The organism is Vibrio sp. Vb0937, from assembly GCF_033338855.1.
This window is the reverse complement of record NZ_JAWOTK010000003.1, coordinates 23335-41554: the sequence shown is the minus strand read 5'-3', so window position 1 is coordinate 41554 and position 18220 is coordinate 23335. Positions and strand designations below refer to the sequence as shown.

Here is an 18220-nt window from a genome sequence, read left to right as displayed (position 1 = left end):
CTGTCCTATGCCTAGAAAGCTGATAAAACGCTTCATGCCAGATCATGAATTGATCAAACGCCAAAAAGCATTGAAGGTCTTCGGCAATGTGTTGTACAACCCAAACTTGTGGTGCTTAAACCGCCGCTCGGCATCAGGGGCTTTTGCTGTCGGGTTATTTATGGCTTTTGTTCCGCTGCCGAGCCAAATGATCATGGCCGCTGGTTTGGCCATTATGTTGGGTGTCAATCTGCCCCTCTCCGTCGCTTTGGTATGGATCAGCAATCCTATCACTATGCCTGTGCTATTTTACTTTGCGTACAAGCTAGGTGCTCTAGTGATGCGTCTTCCCCCGCAACCTTTTCACTTTGAACTATCGTGGGAATTCATCATGCAGCAAATGAGCACCATTGGACCTCCATTTCTATTGGGCTGCGCAATTTGTGGGGTTGTATCCGCGATTATTGGCTACTTCGGAATTCGAGGGCTTTGGCGCTACTCAGTGGTACGGAGCTGGCAAAAACGCAAAATAAGATAAGACCTTACTGCGTAAAAATCAGCATTTGAGCTATCAGTTGAGGGGCATCTAACAGTTAGAATGAAACGCGATGTTACTCAAGTCGGATAAATACAAAAAAGGACCGAATTCGGTCCTTTTTGTTTTTCGCATACTGTAAAACAATCAGCTATTTAGAACTCAGTACAGCCGCCGGATTCAACCTTGCGGCACGCGAAGCAGGATACCACGTCGCAAGTAAACTAAGCACTATCGCCGTCACTGACACCAATGCCACATCTGGCCAGTGTAGTTGTGATGGTAAGAAGTCGACGAAGTAAATATCACCCGATAAAAACTGATGACCAATTAAGCTCTCTAACCCTTTAATTAACGGAGTCAGGTTTAACGCCACTAAGACACCGATAACACTGCCGACGAGACTGCCAAATACACCAGAGAATACACCTTGCCAAACAAAGATCCGTTTGATTAGGCTATCTTTTGCTCCCATTGTTCGCAAAATTGCAATTTCCGCCGCTCGGTCTTTCACTGCCATCATCAACGTAGACACAATATTAAAACATGCCACGCCAATCACCAGTACCATCACCAAGTACATAATGGTGCGCACGAGCTGAATATCGCGATACAAAAAACCAAACTTTTGCTGCCAGCTTTTCAAATACACGTAAACATCAACCATGCTACCAACCTCGCGAACAATAGAAGGCGCATTGAGAACATCGTCAGTTTTTAGTGAAATGCCTGTGACCCCTTCCCCTAACCTCGCGTATTGCTGCGCATCAGCTAATGGTACTAACGCTAGAGAGTGGTCGATTTGGCCATTCAACGTTAAGAACCCTGACACCTTCACGCGCACACGCTTAGGAGCCTGCACTTTATTTGCGCCGCCTGTTTGCGGAATCATTAACGTAACATAATCCCCCACGGCGACATTTAGCTCGTTTGCTACACCTCGGCCTAAGATCACTTGCTGCTGACCGGCATAAAAGTTTTGCCAAGCTGCTTGGTCAATAAAATTCGATAAGCTCGACACCGCTTGCTCGAAAGTAGGCTCTACACCACGAACTTCTATCGCTTTTAGCTTACTGCCTTTTTCTGCCAAGCCCGTAAAACGAACGTACGGTGCTGCCGCAACAACATGTTCATGTTTTAGAGCTTGATTCATCGTTTTGGTGTAGTCCTGAAGTGGTCCATTAACACCTTCTAACTCGCCGTGTGGAATCACAGACAACACACGCGATTGCAGCTCGCGCTCAAAGCCATTCATTGCAGACAAACCGATAATGATCACAGCAACGCCAACCGCAATACCAATGGTCGAAGAAAGCGATATGAAAGACACCATCTTGTTGCGCTTTTTCGCTCGACTGAAGCGACCACCAATCATCAAAGCTAAAGAGGTAAACAAAACTAGCCCTCCGCAGATGCTGTATCAGTCACAAAACGATCTACGAGCAAACCATCTTGCATGTGCATTTGACGATCCATTTTTGCTGCCAGCTCTTTGTCATGCGTGACAACCAAAAATGCAATGTTTGACTCTTTATTGAGCTCGCGCATCAAATCATAGATAGACAGTGCCGTATTGTGATCTAAGTTCCCCGTAGGTTCATCAGCCAAGACCAGATCAGGTTTATTCACCAATGCACGCGCAATCGCAACACGCTGACGCTCACCGCCCGATAACTCGGAGGGTCTATGTTGCATCCGATGATTCAAACCAACTTTATCTAACAGCGCTTTAGCCGCCTGTTTTGCATCCGCTACTTTAGCACCGCCAATCATCAGTGGCATCGCCACATTTTCAAGCGCAGTAAAGTCAGCCAATAAGTGATGAAACTGGTATACAAAACCAAGGTGCTTGTTGCGTAATGCCGCCTGTTTGTTCGAGCTCAAAGCTGATAAGTTTTGCCCTAGAAAATCAACTTCACCATGAGTTGCGTCATCTAACGCACCTAAAATATGCAATAAGGTACTTTTTCCCGAACCAGAAGAGCCAACAATAGAAACCAACTCCCCTTTGTCGATATCGAAACTTACGCCTTTCAACACTTCCGTATCTAACGAACCCTCTCGGTAGACTTTACGAATATCACGACATTCTAATAGCTTATTCATAGCGAAGTGCCTCAGCAGGTTTAACAGAAGATGCTCGATAAGAAGGATAAAGCGTAGCAGCAAGGCTAAGAGCAATCGCCAACACCACCACTAAAAGAATTTGCATTGAATCAATCAAGATGGGTAGATGACCACCAAAGCTGAATAGCGCCACACCAGCAGATTCAAGAATCGCATTTAGATTAAGTGACAAGATCACGCCCGCAGCGCCACCAACAATCGCGCCAATTACACCACTGCTTGCACCTTGCACCATGAAAATGGTCATCACTTGAGATTGAGTCATGCCTTGAGTTTTCAATATTGCGACTTCTGATTGTTTCTCCATTACCACCATGATCAAAGCGGAGATAATATTGAATGCAGCGACACCCACAATTAGACCTAGCATAAGTCCCATCATGTTCTTTTCCATTTTCACCGCTTGGAAAAGCTCACCACGCTGTTCGCGCCAATCACTCCATTCCCATCCATCAGGCATGGGTTGGTCAGCAAAATCCGTCACCATAAATGGGTCAGAGAAAAAGACACGCCAACCAGAAACCGTGTATTTAGGGAAACGCATCAGCTTAGATGCATCCGTCATGTTCACAATCATTAATTGACCATCAACGTCCGATCCCGTATTGAAAATGCCTGAGACAGTGAAGTTTCGCTGGCTAGGAATACGACCAAGTGGGGTAAACTGCGTCGCGTTGGTCACCATCAAGCGTACTTTATCCCCGATTGAGACCTTTAGTGAACGTGCCAAACTGTGACCCAAAAATACATTGTAGTCACCTGCTTGAAGTGACGATAATCGTCCGGCAATCAAATGGTTGCTAATCGGATCGCCTTTCTTAGGTTCAATACCGATGAGGTAACCAGCCGTCAGCTGTGCAGAACTCTGAATAACAGCCTCTCCTCTAACGATAGGTTCCGGCTCGGATTCACTCGACATCGCTTGAACAAATGGAGGGGCAGACTCGGTCATAGGCGTTTTTCCATCGTGTTGCGAAACAACGGCATGAGGTAGCACACCTAAAATGCGTTCTTTTAACTGCGATTCAAACCCGTTCATCACAGAAAGAGCCGTCACCAACGCCATTACACCGATCGTAATACCCGCCGTCGACATATAAGAAACAAATCGGCTGAACCTATCTCCAGAGCGTCCCCGAAGATACCTTAAGCCAATAAACAATGAGATAGGATGATACATATAAGACAAACCAACTGGTTGTTTTGATATAAAGCTTTAGCGGATTATCTTACCTTACTCTTCTCATTAAGAAGACAAGAGAATCGCTAAATTTGTCAACGACATGCAATAAGTCTGTATTTAGGGCAAAAAGTTCAAGGACAAATCGGCTAAACTTGATAACTTCATTCAGTTAGCGATAATCAGTGCCCTATTTCTCTTTGTTTGTTGAGTGAGCAAGGAGCGCTCACTGGCAAAAGGATCGACTATATGACAGAGCAAGAATACTTTACCGTCCATCATAACCTCACCATCAACGTCGAAACGTTGAGTGCGGACTTTGCTTTGCCAGATGAAGAAACATTTGCCTCCGAAATTCCAGCACCATTTATTGTCGCCAGTGAATTTAGTCACTTAGATATGTTGGCAGACAACGCGCGTCTAGAGCTGAAAAACAAAGAGTTAAAGCATGTGATCAACTTGCTTGATACGCAAAACGCGAAACTTAACCTCTTGTTGAGCTTTATGCTTTCACAACAAGATGACGCCTCCATTCGCTATCAAACGACGCAGTTTGGTGCTAGTCAACTCAGTTTCCGCTCAGATACAGCGTTAACTACTCAACAACTCGTTCGTGTTAAACTGTTCCTCGATCACCCTGCTGCGGCGATTTACTGTTACGCTCAAGTAGAAGAATGTGATGCTTCAGAGCAAGATTTCATTATCACGCTTAGATACAAGATGCTCCGAGAATCTGATCAAGATTTACTGATAAAGGCGGCACTGTATCAACAACAAAAACTTTTACGTCAGCGCTCGATGGAGCGAGATAAAAAATAATTCCTATGACAAAAGCAACGATTCTTTCCGTCACCAACCCTTCAGAGCGTGGCGACAAAAAACAGCTAGGTAATTTGCCGGGCGCAGCTCTACCTCTAGCCATTGCAGAGCTAGCCAAGCAGCATTCGAGTCACTCGCTACTCGTTGTGCCTGACCCGCAAATCGCTTTAAAGCTTCAGGCAGAGATTGAGCAATTCACCGACCAAACGGTAAGCCTATTCCCCGACTGGGAAACGCTGCCTTACGATAACTTTTCTCCGCATCAAGAAATCATCTCTGAACGTATCGCACGCCTATACCAACTGCCAAGTCAACGTGATGGCATAACCATCGTCCCGGTCAGTACAGTATTGCAACGCCAATCGCCACGTGATTTTTTGTTGCAACACACTTTAATGGTGAAAACTGGTGATCGAATCTCGCTAGAGAAGTTACGTGTACAACTTGAAAATTCAGGCTACCGCCATGTAGATCAAGTATTTGGGCCAGGTGAATATGCAAGTCGTGGGTCTATTCTGGATCTCTTTCCTATGGGCAGCAATGACCCGTACCGCATCGACTTCTTTGATGATGAAATAGATACCATTCGCACGTTTGATCCAGAGAACCAACGCTCTATCGACGATATTCAGCAAATCCAATTGCTGCCTGCACATGAGTTCCCAACCACTAAAGAAGCGATTGAAGATTTCCGTACACGTTGGCGCACCCAGTTCGACGCACGCCGCGAGCCTGAATCAATCTACATGCAAGTGACCAAAGGCACGTGGCCCGCTGGTATTGAGTATTGGCAGCCGCTGTTTTTTGACCATACCGAGACTTTATTTGAATATTTGCCAGAAGACTCTCAAGTCATCACATATGGTGATATCGAATCTGCGGTCGATACTTTCTTAACCGATGTCGAATATCGATACGACCAGAAAAAAGTTGATCCGCTGCGTCCTCTTTTGACTCCTGAACAGCTTTGGTTGAAAAAAGACGAACTTTTCAGTCAACTAAAACAGCTCCCTATCGCTCAATTGAGCCTAGATAAAGTGGTTAAGCGTGCCGGTCGTCAAAACCTACCCGTACAATCGTTAGCCGAGCTTGGCGTTCAGCAACAAAATAAAGAGCCGCTCTCGCGCCTTCGTCAGTTTAGTGAGCGATTCAGCGGAAAAATCGTTTTCTCGGTAGAGTCAGAAGGTCGTCGTGAAGCACTAACGGAGCTGTTGCAAGGCATCAAAGTTCGGCCGGTCGTACATGGCTCACTTTACCAAGCTCTAGACTCGGGTGATCGATTCAGCTTGATCTTAGGCGCAGCAGAGCATGGTTTCATTCACGAAGAGCTGAACTTCGCTCTGGTCTGTGAAAGTGATCTACTCGGTGACCGTGTTCTCCAGCGACGCCGCAAAGATAAAAAAGCCGTCAACAGTGACACCGTTATTCGCCATCTTGCGGAACTAAAACCCGGTCAACCTGTGGTTCATATTGATCACGGTATTGGCCGCTACATCGGTTTACAAACACTTGAAGCCGGTGGCATGAAAACGGAATACGTCACCCTTGAGTATCAAAACGATGCCAAGCTCTACGTGCCAGTTTCATCACTGAATCTTATCAGCCGTTATTCTGGCGGCGCTGAAGAGAGTGCGCCACTGCATAAATTAGGTGGTGAAGCGTGGGCAAAAGCACGTCGTAAAGCGGCAGAAAAAGTGCGTGATGTCGCAGCAGAATTGCTGGATGTGTATGCTAAACGAGAATTAAAACCTGGCTTCAAATTTGAGCTAGATCGTGGGCAATACGCAACATTTAAAGCAACATTCCCGTTTGAAGAAACAGATGACCAAGCGATGGCCATCAATGCCGTATTGTCAGACATGTGCCAGGCAAAAGCGATGGATCGCTTAGTGTGTGGTGACGTGGGCTTTGGTAAAACGGAAGTCGCTATGCGCGCAGCATTTGTCGCAACGGATAATAGTAAACAGGTCGCCGTACTCGTACCAACAACCTTGCTTGCTCAGCAGCATTTCGAAAACTTCCGTGACCGTTTTGCCAACTTACCAATCCGAGTTGAAGTACTGTCTCGTTTTAAATCTGCCAAAGAACAAAAAGTCATTTTGCAAGACGTTGCCGATGGTAAAGTCGATATTGTCGTTGGTACGCATAAGCTGCTTTCGAGCGACATTAAATTCAAAGATTTAGGTTTGTTGATCGTTGATGAGGAACACCGCTTTGGGGTTCGTCAAAAAGAAAAGGTCAAAGCAATGCGTGCGGATGTGGACATTCTTACCCTCACCGCAACACCAATTCCACGCACACTGAATATGGCAATGAGTGGCATGCGAGACCTGTCGATCATCGCGACACCTCCTGCACGCCGTTTAGCCATTAAAACCTTTGTTCGACAAAAAGAAGAGCCAGTGGTCCGTGAAGCGGTACTGCGTGAAATTATGCGTGGTGGTCAGGTTTACTTCCTGCACAATCAGGTTGAAACCATTGAAAAAACGGCAGAAGACTTACAGAAACTCATCCCAGAGGCACGTATTACCGTGGCTCATGGTCAAATGCGCGAGCGCGAACTTGAGCGAATCATGAATGACTTCTACCATCAGCGCTTTAATGTGTTGGTGTGTACAACCATCATCGAAACCGGTATCGACGTACCAACGGCGAATACCATAATCATGGATCGTGCGGACAATCTTGGCTTGGCGCAGTTGCATCAATTACGTGGCCGTGTTGGACGTTCGCACCATCAAGCCTATGCTTACTTATTAACGCCACATCCAAAAGCCATGACCAAAGATGCCATCAAGCGTCTTGATGCGATTGCTTCACTGGAAGACTTAGGTGCTGGCTTTACGTTAGCAACCCACGATTTAGAAATCCGTGGTGCTGGTGAGCTGCTTGGTGATGAGCAAAGTGGGCAAATTCAATCCGTTGGTTTTACACTTTATATGGAAATGCTGGAACAAGCAGTGCAAGCATTAAAAGAAGGCAAGGAGCCATCTTTGGATGAGCTGCTTCGTGAGCAAACTGAAGTGGAAATGCGAATCCCAGCGCTCTTACCAGATGATTACATTCCGGATGTAAACACACGACTGTCGATGTACAAACGCATTGCGAGTGTCACAAGCAGTGATGAACTATCAGAGCTAAAAGTGGAACTGATTGATCGCTTTGGTTTGCTTCCAGACGCAACAAAGAACTTACTTGCCGTCTCAGAATTGAAAATTTCGGCTGGTAGTTTAAAAGCGAAAAAGATAGAAGCCCATGATAAAGGTGGATTTATCGAGTTTTACCCTGATGCTGACATAAATCCAGCGTATTTAGTTAAACTGCTGCAATCACAGCCGCAAAAATTTGCAATGGAAGGTCCAACTAAGTTCAAGTTTAGCGTACCATTGGTGGACCGACGTAAACGCATTCAGTTTGTTCAAGACTTACTGAATGATTTTAAACAGAATTTATTACCAACGAGCTAATAGTCGAATGAGAATACTGATCCCGTTATTGCTTCTATGTGTCTCAATGCCCTCTTGGGCACAGCGCCAATTTGATATTGAAGTGATCATTTTCAAGCGAGCAGTCGACGCTGAAAGCACAACAGAATCTTGGCCGAATCAACTGCCAAAAATCGATATGGAAAATGTCGGTAGCCTAGAGAGTGAATCCTACCGCCGCTCTAAAGGCGTGACACTTTTGCCAAGTTCTTCTTTCCGTCTCAACGCGCAAGAAGCGGCACTAAATAATCATGCCGGCTTTAAAGTGCTTAAACACGTAGCCTGGCGTCAAGGTGACCGAGGTAAATCTAGCGCCCCAATTTTCCGCATCGTTGGCGGGCGAGATTTCTCTGATTCTTATCAAGCAGATGGCCGCCCAATCAATGGCAATCAAACATTTTCCAGCGACGGTTACAGTGAAGAGACGGTCAATGGCCCTTTATATGAACTAGATGGTCGATTCCAAATATACGTACAGCATTACCTCTTCGCCGAAACAACACTAGATCTGCGCGAACCAAGTGTTAGAGAGGTGCGTTTTGAACCAACCTCAACAGAGCAATTGGCGGATGACTTAGGTGAAGTAGATGGTAACGTCCAAGTCGGTAACTTGGCAGAAATATCGCCGACAGTAACCGAAGAGAAATTCCTGAAGAGTTATCGAATGGATCAAAAACGTCGTATGCGTAGCAGCGAGACTCATTACCTAGATAACCCGTTGATGGGTATGATCATTCAAGTTCGTCGGGTTCGATAAGCACGAGCAGTTCGACAAAGCGCAGCAAAGCTGCGCTTTGTTTTTATCTGCTATACCTCAGTTATTCCTAACCAACGCAGAGCAAGGAAAATAGCTGCGTTCAAGTATAAATAGACAGCTTTCAATTTACTTACACTCAACATGGAAGTCGTATTAGTTCATGAGTCCAGACTTTGAAATCATTGCGCCCCGCTTAGCGCTCAAGCTCATCCCTGCTGAAGAAGCACATTCACTACAACGATTACTTGCAGAATCCCCTTCGCTGCACCAATGGCTTGACTGGTGTGATAAAAACGTCACATTGAAAACCGCGCAGGACTTTCTGTTGGCAACCCGTCTTAACTGGGTCAAAACTGAGGCTTTTGGTTTCGGTATCTATGAGCGGCAAAGTAACACTTTGGTTGGAATGGCAGCGGTTAATGAGTTATATCATACGTTTAATATGGCGAGTATTGGTTACTGGGTTGCCGACCGCTATCAACGGCAAGGCTATGCCCAAGAAGCCGTTAAAGCCTTAGCAGAATTCTGCTTCGCAAAGCTAAGTTTAACTCGACTAGAGATTGTTTGTGACCCCGACAACGAAGCTAGCCAAGCCTTAATTGAGTCCGTCGGTGCACAAAAAGAAGCCATCGCCAGAAACCGGTTTATTTTTCAGGGTAAGCCTAAAGATGGCGTTGTGTTCTCACTTTTACCGACAGATCTAACATAAACAAAAAGCCACCGACTTGCGGTGGCTTCTGCATTTTTTAAGATACAACACATCCACACAGAGTGGATTTAAAACCTTAGTGCAGCTTAAGGTTTGGACGCAGCACGCGATTAATGCGGCCGACGAGCATCATCAGACCGGTTTTGAATACACCGTGCAACGCCATTAGGTGCATGCGATACAACGAGATGTAAACGACACGAGCAATACGGCCTTCTACCATCATCGACCCTTTAGTTAGGTTCCCCATCAGACTACCAACGGTTGAGAAGCGACTTAGAGACACTAATGAACCGTGATCTTTATATACGTAGTCTTTCAACTCGCGCCCGTTGATCTTAGCGACGATGTTACTAAATGCCTGGCTTGCCATTTGGTGTGCAGCTTGAGCGCGTGGCGGCACGAACGAACCGTCAGACTGGGTACATTGTGCTAAGTCACCAATAACAAAGATGTCATCATCTCGTGTTGTCTGTAGTGTGTTTTTCACTACAAGCTGATTGATACGGTTCGTTTCTAAGCCAGCGATATCTTTAATAAAGTCTGGAGCTTTGATACCTGCAGCCCAAACCATGATTTGAGCTGGGATCTTCTCACCATCTTTTGTAGTAAGGCCATCTTTTTCAGCTTTAGTCACCATAGTGGCGGTGCGCACGTTTACGCCCAACTTCACCAACTCTTGATGAGCAGCAGAAGAAATACGTGGAGGTAACGCTGGTAAAATACGCTCACCTGCTTCAATCAGATTGACGTTCAACTTGCTAGAATCAAGATCACCGAAGCCATAAGTGCGCAGCTCTTTAACAGCATTATGTAACTCAGCTGATAGTTCAACGCCAGTTGCACCAGCACCAACAATAGCAATATCGACCGTACCGTTACCGTTTTTCGCGTGCAGCTTTAGGAACTCGTTGTTCATTTCTGTACGGAAACGGTGTGCTTGCTCAGGGCTGTCTAGGAAAATACAGTTTTCACGAACGCCAGGCGTGTTGAAGTCGTTTGATGTCGAGCCAATTGCCATCACTAGAATGTCGTACTCTAGCTCACGGCTTGGCATAAGAAGTTCACCGTGTTCGTCTTTAAGCTCACTTAAGATGATCACTTTACGTTCACGGTCTATGTCTTGAAGACTACCCATTTGGAAGTCGAAGCTGTGGTTTTTGGCATGAGCTCGATAGCTCAGTGCATCTACTCCTTCGTCCAAAGAACCTGTAGCAACCTCATGCAATAATGGCTTCCACAAGTGGCTCGCTTTTCGATCGACTAGCGTAATTTGCGCACGGTTTTTGCGACCTAGAGTTCGACCAAGCTTAGTTGCCAACTCAAGACCACCTGCACCGCCGCCTACAACGATAATGCGTGTCACAATGATTTTCCTCTACAAAAATGAATATATGGGGTTCAGCTCGATGCATGACTCACAAACATTTGTGGCATCCATCCAACCGATGAATTCTTGGTTCTTAGAGGTGTCTCAATTACTTGGATTAAAAAACTGCCACTCACCTTGATTCTTTATCTATCAATGACTTGTCAGGGTTTGGCATGTTTATCTGGTACGCATACGACGCCAGAATTTTTTGGGCAAGTTTATTACTCGCTCTCAATTTTTTTTGATATTTATCAAATTATTTTAGTCCGGTTCATTATATAGAGACCAACTTTGAAGGCAACCAAAATCCGTGTAACGAGTACGGATTGACTACTTTTCGACTACTCTACAACAAGGTGTTCGTGCTACATAGGAGGGAAGTAAGAAAACGGTAAGGAGAACACAATATTCAAAGCGTTAAACCAAGAAAATGTGCCTTTCAAAGAGACAGTGGCTCGGCATACTCAAGAGAAGGAATCGCAGCAAAGCAGCCGATAAAAACGCCGCTTTACTGTCTACACTCAACATTAATAAGTATTTTTAAATACCTTTATCGCTTGTAAATGATGAGAGATTTTTTTGAACTTATGAGACTGAGTTTCATCCCAAATGATTTGATAGTGTTTTTCTAGCTCAGCTGCCGTTTTCGAATTGTCATGCACTTCATCATCTTTAGAGAGAATCACTAAGCAGTGCGCTTGATTTTTCGCTCGGAACTGATCAACACATTTTGTTGCGATATCTTCGTACTCTTCTGGGCGATCGATTCGACCAGCCATCGTTTTTTCTGGGTGCAAGTTCGGGTTGAACATCACTTGCTTGATACCGCATAGAAAACCAATTCGCTCAGACCAGTAACCACCTAAACCTACCCCACAGATTAACGGGTTTGGGTCATCAGATTGATCGATAACTTTAGACACTTCTTTTAACAAGTGTTGCATGTCGTGCTTTGGGTGAAGGGTGCTGTAATTGATAAAACGAACGTCGTCGTCGATAAATTGCAGTTGAAGAACTTTTTCGTGGTTACCCGGGCTTGTACTGTCAAAGCCGTGTAAGTAAATAATCATGTGTACCTCTCCCTGTGTGTATCTGGTACTTTTATTAAAACTACCACTATTTCCTTACTGTTAAAGGGGAAAATATCACGAGTTCTCAAAACAGTGATCTTCCATACACAATGAGCCTTTCAACTCATACGCACTGTTTAAGTATTGTTCATCTCCCCACAATTTATAGGCAAGTAGATACCAGAGCATCGCCATCACCAAGGTTCTTGGTTGCCAAGCGTGTACACCTCTCAGCCAAAGAGACACATCTTCGATACCTCGAATTTGGCAATACTGCTTTACCGCTTCTTCCACAGGCGCATTCGCGACCTGAATAGTTAAGGTCAAATCTAGCCTAGGGTCAGCAATCCCGGCATACTCCCAATCAATGACTTTCACCCCACTCTCCCCTCGCACTAGGTTATAACACCCCAGATCGAAGTGACATAGGGCAAGCGGAACAAGTTCAACGTTCGGTTCCGTGCGCCATTTCATGTACAAAGCATCAAACTCCGTCCCCACATACTGACCATCAAGCTCAAGCCAATAATGATCGATGCGAGAAATATATGAAAATGGAACCAAAGGAATTGCGCTTATCGGATATTGATGAATCTTCGCCGCAATGGATAATAAATTGCTTAGTGCTAAGCCTGACTCCGTCAGTGCCTCTCCTTCTATCCATTCCACCAGCAACCCTTGCTCATGAATAAAAACTGGCTTGGGGCCAATTTCCAATGAAGAGACTGCATTCAGCACTTGATATTCACTGTGACGAGAAATTGAAAAAGCCTTGCAGACATGACTGGTCGGTCGCCAGATGTATGCAAGGCCTTGAGAAGATTCCAACCGCCAACAGCGGTTGGTTAGCCCCCCGGTAACAGTTTGTACTTTTACCGGAGGCTCCGTAAAGAAGCCATCGAGAGCGTTAAGACTCGGATCTAACTGTTTTGCTTGTTGCCAAGAAAACCATGCCATTGATGACTTCTCCACCCTGTTCGATTAAAGACCGAATAGGCTCTTAGATTGCGCTTTACGAATTTCAGTTTCATCCGCCCACTCAATCAAACCTGTTTCTAGGTCCATTAGGCGCATGGTCATCTTGTAGTATACATCTTTATCGCTACCTGCATTTTTCACAATGCTAGATAGGTTGCCGTAAAGCATGTATTGAGCACCAACCATTTTACCAAATTGGATCGCTGTGCTTTGGTTAACAAGCTCATCCGTGTTTTGGAAGTTAAGTTGTTCACGCACAGACTCAACACGATCCATATCAACAAAGCGGAACTTACCTGAGTTCAACATCTTAGTAGAGATCGTGTCAGTAATGGATTCAGTGTCAATATGTTCACTGGTTTTGTTCTTAATTCGCTCAACAAAAACGATAGGACGTTGGTCACGAGTAATTGCTGCTACAGAGCCCGACATCATCATGCTATCCACCATTTCAGCCGCGATTTTTTGTAAATCTGTTGAGCCAAAATCGATAGTCGTGGTTTCTGTTGCTTGCGCATCGCCGTAAGAGACTTTGTTAGAACAGCCACCTAAAATGACGGCAAGACCTAAAAGAGCAATAATACTTTTTTTCATGAGAGTTCCTTAGTTTTTCAATACCAGCGCATCGTTAGCGCGGCAGCTTCGGCAGAGCCGTTAAGATTAATCGTCTTGTGCTTCTCTAATTTGCACACGGAATTTTGTGCCATTTGGATTCACAGTAACTTCAGATAACGTGACTTGCTCAAATCCTCGCACAATCATTTTTCGCCACGGACCAGGTTTGGTATTCACTTCTAAACCATTGTTGTCATACCAATAAAATCGGTAAAGAATGTGCTGATCACCTTTGTAATTGCTACTCAGCTGCACGACTCCTCGTGGGCGATCATCAACGTAAGTGGTGGTGATGTTGTCAACTAATAAGCGACTACCTAAAACGTTATCATTAAAAAATACTTTTTGCGTTTGGCCATCAATTCGAATACCAGCCGTGTTTTCGGCGCATCCAACTAAACCAATAGCCATTGCTAAACAAACAAGCCATGCTTTCATTACAGTCTCCCTAGCTGTTTATGCCACACGGTTGAGTGTGCTCCCTGACGAGATACCCATACCAATGTAGTCTGCTGTGCAGGCACTTCAAACTGATAGGTTTGATCACCCAAGTTTAAACTTTGTGTTCCCGGTTTCACGATTTTTGAAGCCGTTTTCACTTGCGCTGGCAATGTTTGCCAACTTCTCGTATCTGGCTGTTCGGTCAATGTGTTCCATACATTGAAAAGTATGTTGCCCACATCATCGCCTTTTTTCGCCGCCTCTTTTCGGATTCGATCTTTTGCCCAAACACGAAGAGCTTGACGGATCACTATTGTAGTAAGACGTTCATTAAGATCGTTTTGCGCCATCGCATTAACATCAGTCAGCGTACTGGAAGGCAATACCTGACCATTTAAAACAACATCGCTAAAACGTTGAGCACCTCGGTTCTGATAATAAGGAAGCGCCAACGAATAAATCGCGCCATTATCGCGACTGTCGTAAATTGGTAAATCAATACGCCACCCTTTCATCGCCTCAACAACACCCTGCTCATCAATAACGATGACTCGCCCTTGTGACTGAGTTAATCCAGAAGGTGCTTTACCATACCGCTTCTCTAGCATGCGCAAGTCTTCACGCATGCCCAGCTTCTTAGCAGCGTATAAGGTGCTTTCCACAACTTGCTTGTTGTCTGGCATTACAGCGAGTGCTCGTCGGTAATCAACATAAGCACTGTTTAAGTCTCGCGACGCTTCATATAACAAGCCAGAAAGATAGAACAGATAACCATTTTGTACCGCGCTTAGTTTTTTACCAGCATCAGGGTAGTTCGCTAACACACTGCCTAAATTGGCAGACATGCCTTGCTTGTTAAGGTCTTTCTCTGCTGCTTTTAGCTCTTTTTCACGCGCCTTTCTTGCCGCTTCCTGAACTTGATTAGCTCGACGCACTTCAACTAGTGCTCCTTCTAAATCGTTTTTCTGTAAGTAATTTAGTCCTAGATACAGGTGCAAAAAGCCAAGTTCGTAATCGGCGGGATGATAGTCTTGGAGATTGTCGTTCACTGCGAGAGAGCCGACGCTCGTTGCCGTGTCTGACACAGATATCGTCGCTCGATCTTGTTGAACACGTACGGCACGATCGCTGCTTTCTAGCGCATTCAAACTTGTTGGGTAATCTTCAGCAAGAAAAGAGATGCGACCTTTTTCAAAATTGCCAAGTATCTCGCCACCCACTTCACTTGATTGAAGTTGTTTTGCTTTGGCATATTCCCCTGCAACAACGGCTTGATAAACTTCTTGATTCTGGTTGCTGTAATGACTAAACAGATTGCCCGCAGATAAATTCGCGCAGCCAGAGGCCATTAAAGCCCAGCTCATCAGCCCTAACAGCTTTACACCTAGTTTCACATTTATCTCCACAAATGTGTCATTCGACAGGAAAAAGAAGTGGGTGAATCGCCACCCACTTTTAAAAGCTTAGCTCAATACCATTGGACCTAGAGGGCGGCCGCCTAGTAGGTGCATGTGAATATGGTAAACCTCTTGGCCACCATGTGGATTACAATTAACGATCAGGCGATAGCCGTCTTCAGCAATACCTTCGTCTTTCGCTAACTTTCTAGCAACAGTGAACAAACGCCCCATCATTGCTTCATCTTCAGCTTCTACATCATTCGTTGTTGGGATCAGTTTATTCGGAATAATGAGAATATGGCTTGGTGTGCGAGGGTTAATGTCGCGAAACGCAGTCACCAAATCATCTTGATAAAGGATATCGGCAGGGATTTCCTTGCGAATAATTTTACTAAAGATCGTTTCTTCCGCCATGAGGACTCCATTTTATAAACGTAATTAGACCCCAGTTAGTATGCGCCAACCAAAAGCGGAGCTCAATAAAAACAGTGTTCACTTAACATTATTAATCAAATGCTAATTAACGAAGCTTTTTTTGTCGTGTGCGTCATAAAATGCGCGTCACAAACTGAATACAATCCAATGAATTTTGTTACTTTTTTAAGACAATTATTATTTTTATACCCAAGTAAACTCAAAAATGCTTGGGTAGCTTGTCTATTTTTGGGAGAGGAAGCTCACTTATGCGAGGTTCAGTTATTAAAAGGATGTATGCCGGCTTTGCACTGATCATCATCCTATTTGCCGTCACAATTGCCATTATGATGGGAGGAATGAGTGATATTCACGGAAAATTTGGCACGGTTTCTAAATCATCCCTACCGTTGGTATCGTTATCTAATCAAACCAGTGTTGAGCTGCTTTCTGCCGACAAATCATTTAAAGACTTCCTGACGACAGAGAATAAACAACGCATGGATGAAATGCGTCAGGAATTTGCTAGATCTCAACAACGCTTCGAATCCACATTGGCTCAACTGAAAACCGCAAGCCAAATCTACCCTTCTCTTGCCGAACCGTTTTCACAGTTAAAAACGTTAGAGCAGAGCTATTTTACAGAAGCTCTAGAGGCCATGGACAACTACGAAGCAATGTTTGCGGCTCAAGAAGAAGTGCAAAAATCCTCACGCCGCTTCCAAAAACTGAATACCGAACTTTCGGTTGGTCTTAAAGAATATGTGGCAGATCAAACCAGCATTTCTGTCAAAGTCATGGCAAAGAGCTACTTTATCAAGTTAAAAGATGCCGAAGTAATTACCTCTGATGCCCTCGCCAGTTCCAATCCTGAGTTTGTTACGCAAGCCGTAGCTAAAAACCGCAAAGCAGTAACGCACTTGAATTACGCATTCCGCGGGTTGGTGACTCAACTTCCTGAGCTAGAAAAAGCATTTGGCGAATCTGTAGAGCAATTTACTCGCGACGTTGGTATGCGTGGCGGTGTGTTAGACCAACATAATAATTACCTCAATGCTCGCGCCGCTTTGTATAACAATATCGCCAACCTAGCAAATAAAGTGGATTCAACCATGGCGATTCTTGAGCAGTTCACGACAACCGCAACAGATAAGCTCAATGAATCATTGGCAGATGCAGGTGACATATATTCAGCGGGTGTAACGAAAGCCATCATCATTGGTGTTATTGTCGTTTTACTCGCGACAGCGATTGGCTACCACATCGCACAAAGCGTTCGCGAACCGTTGACTCGTATTCTAAAAGTGTTAGAAGGCCTGACTGAAGGTGATATGACACAGCGTATCGATATTCGCTATAACAACGAATTCAGCCGTGTGAGTGGACACATTAACTCACTCGCCGACAACCTTCACGAGATCTTGGTGAAACTCAACGAAGCGTCAGAAAACCTATCGTCAACCGCGACAACCAACGAACGCACCTCTTCGCAAGCACAAATTAAATTGAGCTCTCAACGCGAACAAACAGCAAACGTCGCTACCGCGATGACAGAAATGTCTCATTCAGTGCAGGAAGTCGCGCAAAGTGCGCAAGGCTCGTTAGAAATGGTGCAACGCGTCGAATCTGCCTCTGAAGAAGGTAGAAATGTTATGAGCAGTAACATCTCAACCATTAATCAACTAGAAACACGTTTGAACGAATCGGTTTCCGCAGTTTCTGAGCTACAAAAGATGAGTGGTCAAATTGGATCTATCCTTGATGTGATCCGCAACATTGCGGAGCAAACCAACCTACTGGCATTGAACGCGGCAATTGAAGCGGCTCGCGCTGGTGAACAAGGTCGCGGCTTCGCGGTAGTGGCAGATGAAGTACGAGTACTCGCATCAAGAACGACTCAATCAACCACTGAAATTGAATCTATGATCAGTAATCTGCAATCTAGCTCACAATCGGCAAACCAAGTCATACAAAGCTGTATGAGCGATATGGAGATGTCGGTTGAGCAAGCGTCAAAAGCGAACAGCTCAATGGAAGAGATCCAGTCGCTAATCATTGAGATCAGCCAAATGAGTACGCACATTTCACAAGCAGCAGCAGAGCAAAGTGAAACATCAACAGACATTGCTCGCAGCATTGAAGATATTAACAACATCGCCGATGAAAGTTTCCAAGCCATGTCGAGTATCGCACAAACCAGTGAATCACTGACCCACTTGGCTCATCAGCAAAATGAATTGGTCCACCGCTTTAAGTTATAAATACTTTATAACTTAAAGCATTAATTAGTGCAATCAACTGTATAAGGGCGACTTTTTGTTAAGTCGCCCTTGTTTTTT

At 44.8% G+C, this 18220-nt stretch carries 16 protein-coding genes; 6 read left to right on the top strand and 10 right to left on the bottom strand.

Annotated elements, in window-relative coordinates; genetic code table 11:
* Positions 1-7 precede the first annotated feature (7 nt).
* Complete coding sequence (locus R7P67_RS07080; RefSeq protein ID WP_005387834.1) at positions 8-517, top strand: DUF2062 domain-containing protein; 510 nt, start codon at positions 8-10, stop codon at positions 515-517.
* Positions 518-665: 148 nt separating this feature from the next.
* Here the strand turns inward: R7P67_RS07080 and lolE are convergent, their stop codons facing one another.
* From lolE to lolC, 3 genes are read right to left on the bottom strand one after another with little or no spacing between them, the layout of a single operon-like run.
* Positions 666-1910, bottom strand: coding sequence for a lipoprotein-releasing ABC transporter permease subunit LolE (gene lolE / locus R7P67_RS07075; RefSeq protein WP_033905042.1), 1245 nt, complete (start codon positions 1908-1910; stop codon positions 666-668).
* 2 nt (positions 1911-1912) lie between these two features.
* The gene (gene lolD / locus R7P67_RS07070) at positions 1913-2620 is read right to left on the bottom strand and encodes a lipoprotein-releasing ABC transporter ATP-binding protein LolD (protein WP_054700735.1); all 708 of its coding nucleotides are present in this window, start codon (positions 2618-2620) and stop codon (positions 1913-1915) included.
* Positions 2613-3821, bottom strand: coding sequence for a lipoprotein-releasing ABC transporter permease subunit LolC (lolC, locus tag R7P67_RS07065; RefSeq protein WP_175413435.1), 1209 nt, complete (start codon positions 3819-3821; stop codon positions 2613-2615). The genes lolD and lolC overlap by 8 nt, the downstream gene beginning before the upstream one ends.
* A 249-nt stretch (positions 3822-4070) precedes the next feature.
* Between lolC and R7P67_RS07060 the strand changes: the two genes are divergently transcribed.
* The 4 genes from R7P67_RS07060 (at position 4071) to R7P67_RS07045 (ending at position 9591) form a co-directional block, all read left to right on the top strand.
* Entirely contained in the window at positions 4071-4640 is a 570-nt protein-coding gene (locus R7P67_RS07060) for a hypothetical protein (protein ID WP_017634743.1), read from the top strand.
* A 5-nt stretch (positions 4641-4645) separates the two neighbouring features.
* A complete protein-coding gene (gene mfd / locus R7P67_RS07055) occupies positions 4646-8107 on the top strand; it encodes a transcription-repair coupling factor (RefSeq protein WP_262652533.1) in 3462 nt (1153 codons plus the stop codon).
* Between the two features lie 7 nt (positions 8108-8114).
* Positions 8115-8882, top strand: a complete 768-nt coding sequence (locus tag R7P67_RS07050) for a peptidoglycan binding protein CsiV (protein WP_021707672.1) — start codon at positions 8115-8117, stop codon at positions 8880-8882.
* Between the two features lie 160 nt (positions 8883-9042).
* A complete protein-coding gene (locus tag R7P67_RS07045; protein WP_005387823.1) occupies positions 9043-9591 on the top strand; it encodes a GNAT family N-acetyltransferase in 549 nt (182 codons plus the stop codon).
* A 76-nt stretch (positions 9592-9667) separates the two neighbouring features.
* On the opposite strand, the gene R7P67_RS07040 is transcribed toward R7P67_RS07045, so the two are convergent.
* The 7 genes from R7P67_RS07040 to hinT form a co-directional block, all read right to left on the bottom strand.
* On the bottom strand, positions 9668-10957 hold the full coding sequence (locus tag R7P67_RS07040; RefSeq protein ID WP_005378463.1) for an NAD(P)/FAD-dependent oxidoreductase: 1290 nt from the start codon (positions 10955-10957) through the stop codon (positions 9668-9670).
* Between the two features lie 533 nt (positions 10958-11490).
* Positions 11491-12033: an alpha/beta hydrolase YcfP gene (ycfP, locus tag R7P67_RS07035; RefSeq protein ID WP_258658692.1), complete on the bottom strand. Its 543-nt coding sequence runs from the start codon at positions 12031-12033 to the stop codon at positions 11491-11493.
* 75 nt (positions 12034-12108) lie between these two features.
* The gene (thiK, locus tag R7P67_RS07030; RefSeq protein WP_213870119.1) at positions 12109-12990 is read right to left on the bottom strand and encodes a thiamine kinase; all 882 of its coding nucleotides are present in this window, start codon (positions 12988-12990) and stop codon (positions 12109-12111) included.
* Between the two features lie 24 nt (positions 12991-13014).
* The gene (gene lpoB, locus R7P67_RS07025) at positions 13015-13605 is read right to left on the bottom strand and encodes a penicillin-binding protein activator LpoB (RefSeq protein ID WP_005378467.1); all 591 of its coding nucleotides are present in this window, start codon (positions 13603-13605) and stop codon (positions 13015-13017) included.
* Between the two features lie 66 nt (positions 13606-13671).
* A complete protein-coding gene (locus R7P67_RS07020; RefSeq protein WP_005378469.1) occupies positions 13672-14064 on the bottom strand; it encodes a YcfL family protein in 393 nt (130 codons plus the stop codon).
* Positions 14064-15461, bottom strand: a complete 1398-nt coding sequence (locus R7P67_RS07015) for a COG3014 family protein (RefSeq protein WP_025766940.1) — start codon at positions 15459-15461, stop codon at positions 14064-14066. Before R7P67_RS07015 ends, R7P67_RS07020 begins: the two co-directional genes overlap by 1 nt.
* A 69-nt stretch (positions 15462-15530) precedes the next feature.
* Entirely contained in the window at positions 15531-15881 is a 351-nt protein-coding gene (gene hinT / locus R7P67_RS07010) for a purine nucleoside phosphoramidase (protein ID WP_262652534.1), read from the bottom strand.
* A 269-nt stretch (positions 15882-16150) separates the two neighbouring features.
* Here hinT and R7P67_RS07005 point away from each other — a divergent pair, with 269 nt between their 5' ends.
* Positions 16151-18142, top strand: coding sequence for a methyl-accepting chemotaxis protein (locus tag R7P67_RS07005; protein ID WP_262652535.1), 1992 nt, complete (start codon positions 16151-16153; stop codon positions 18140-18142).
* The last annotated feature ends 78 nt before the right edge of the window (positions 18143-18220 follow it).

Coding starts and splice junctions, on each gene's coding strand:
- R7P67_RS07080 (WP_005387834.1), top strand. CDS start 8: ATGCCTAGAAAGCTGATAAAACGCTTCATGCCAGATCATGAATTGATC.
- lolD (WP_054700735.1), bottom strand. CDS start 2,620: ATGAATAAGCTATTAGAATGTCGTGATATTCGTAAAGTCTACCGAGAG.
- lolC (WP_175413435.1), bottom strand. CDS start 3,821: ATGTATCATCCTATCTCATTGTTTATTGGCTTAAGGTATCTTCGGGGA.
- R7P67_RS07060 (WP_017634743.1), top strand. CDS start 4,071: ATGACAGAGCAAGAATACTTTACCGTCCATCATAACCTCACCATCAAC.
- mfd (WP_262652533.1), top strand. CDS start 4,646: ATGACAAAAGCAACGATTCTTTCCGTCACCAACCCTTCAGAGCGTGGC.
- R7P67_RS07050 (WP_021707672.1), top strand. CDS start 8,115: ATGAGAATACTGATCCCGTTATTGCTTCTATGTGTCTCAATGCCCTCT.
- R7P67_RS07045 (WP_005387823.1), top strand. CDS start 9,043: ATGAGTCCAGACTTTGAAATCATTGCGCCCCGCTTAGCGCTCAAGCTC.
- ycfP (WP_258658692.1), bottom strand. CDS start 12,033: ATGATTATTTACTTACACGGCTTTGACAGTACAAGCCCGGGTAACCAC.
- thiK (WP_213870119.1), bottom strand. CDS start 12,990: ATGGCATGGTTTTCTTGGCAACAAGCAAAACAGTTAGATCCGAGTCTT.
- lpoB (WP_005378467.1), bottom strand. CDS start 13,605: ATGAAAAAAAGTATTATTGCTCTTTTAGGTCTTGCCGTCATTTTAGGT.
- R7P67_RS07020 (WP_005378469.1), bottom strand. CDS start 14,064: ATGAAAGCATGGCTTGTTTGTTTAGCAATGGCTATTGGTTTAGTTGGA.
- hinT (WP_262652534.1), bottom strand. CDS start 15,881: ATGGCGGAAGAAACGATCTTTAGTAAAATTATTCGCAAGGAAATCCCT.
- R7P67_RS07005 (WP_262652535.1), top strand. CDS start 16,151: ATGCGAGGTTCAGTTATTAAAAGGATGTATGCCGGCTTTGCACTGATC.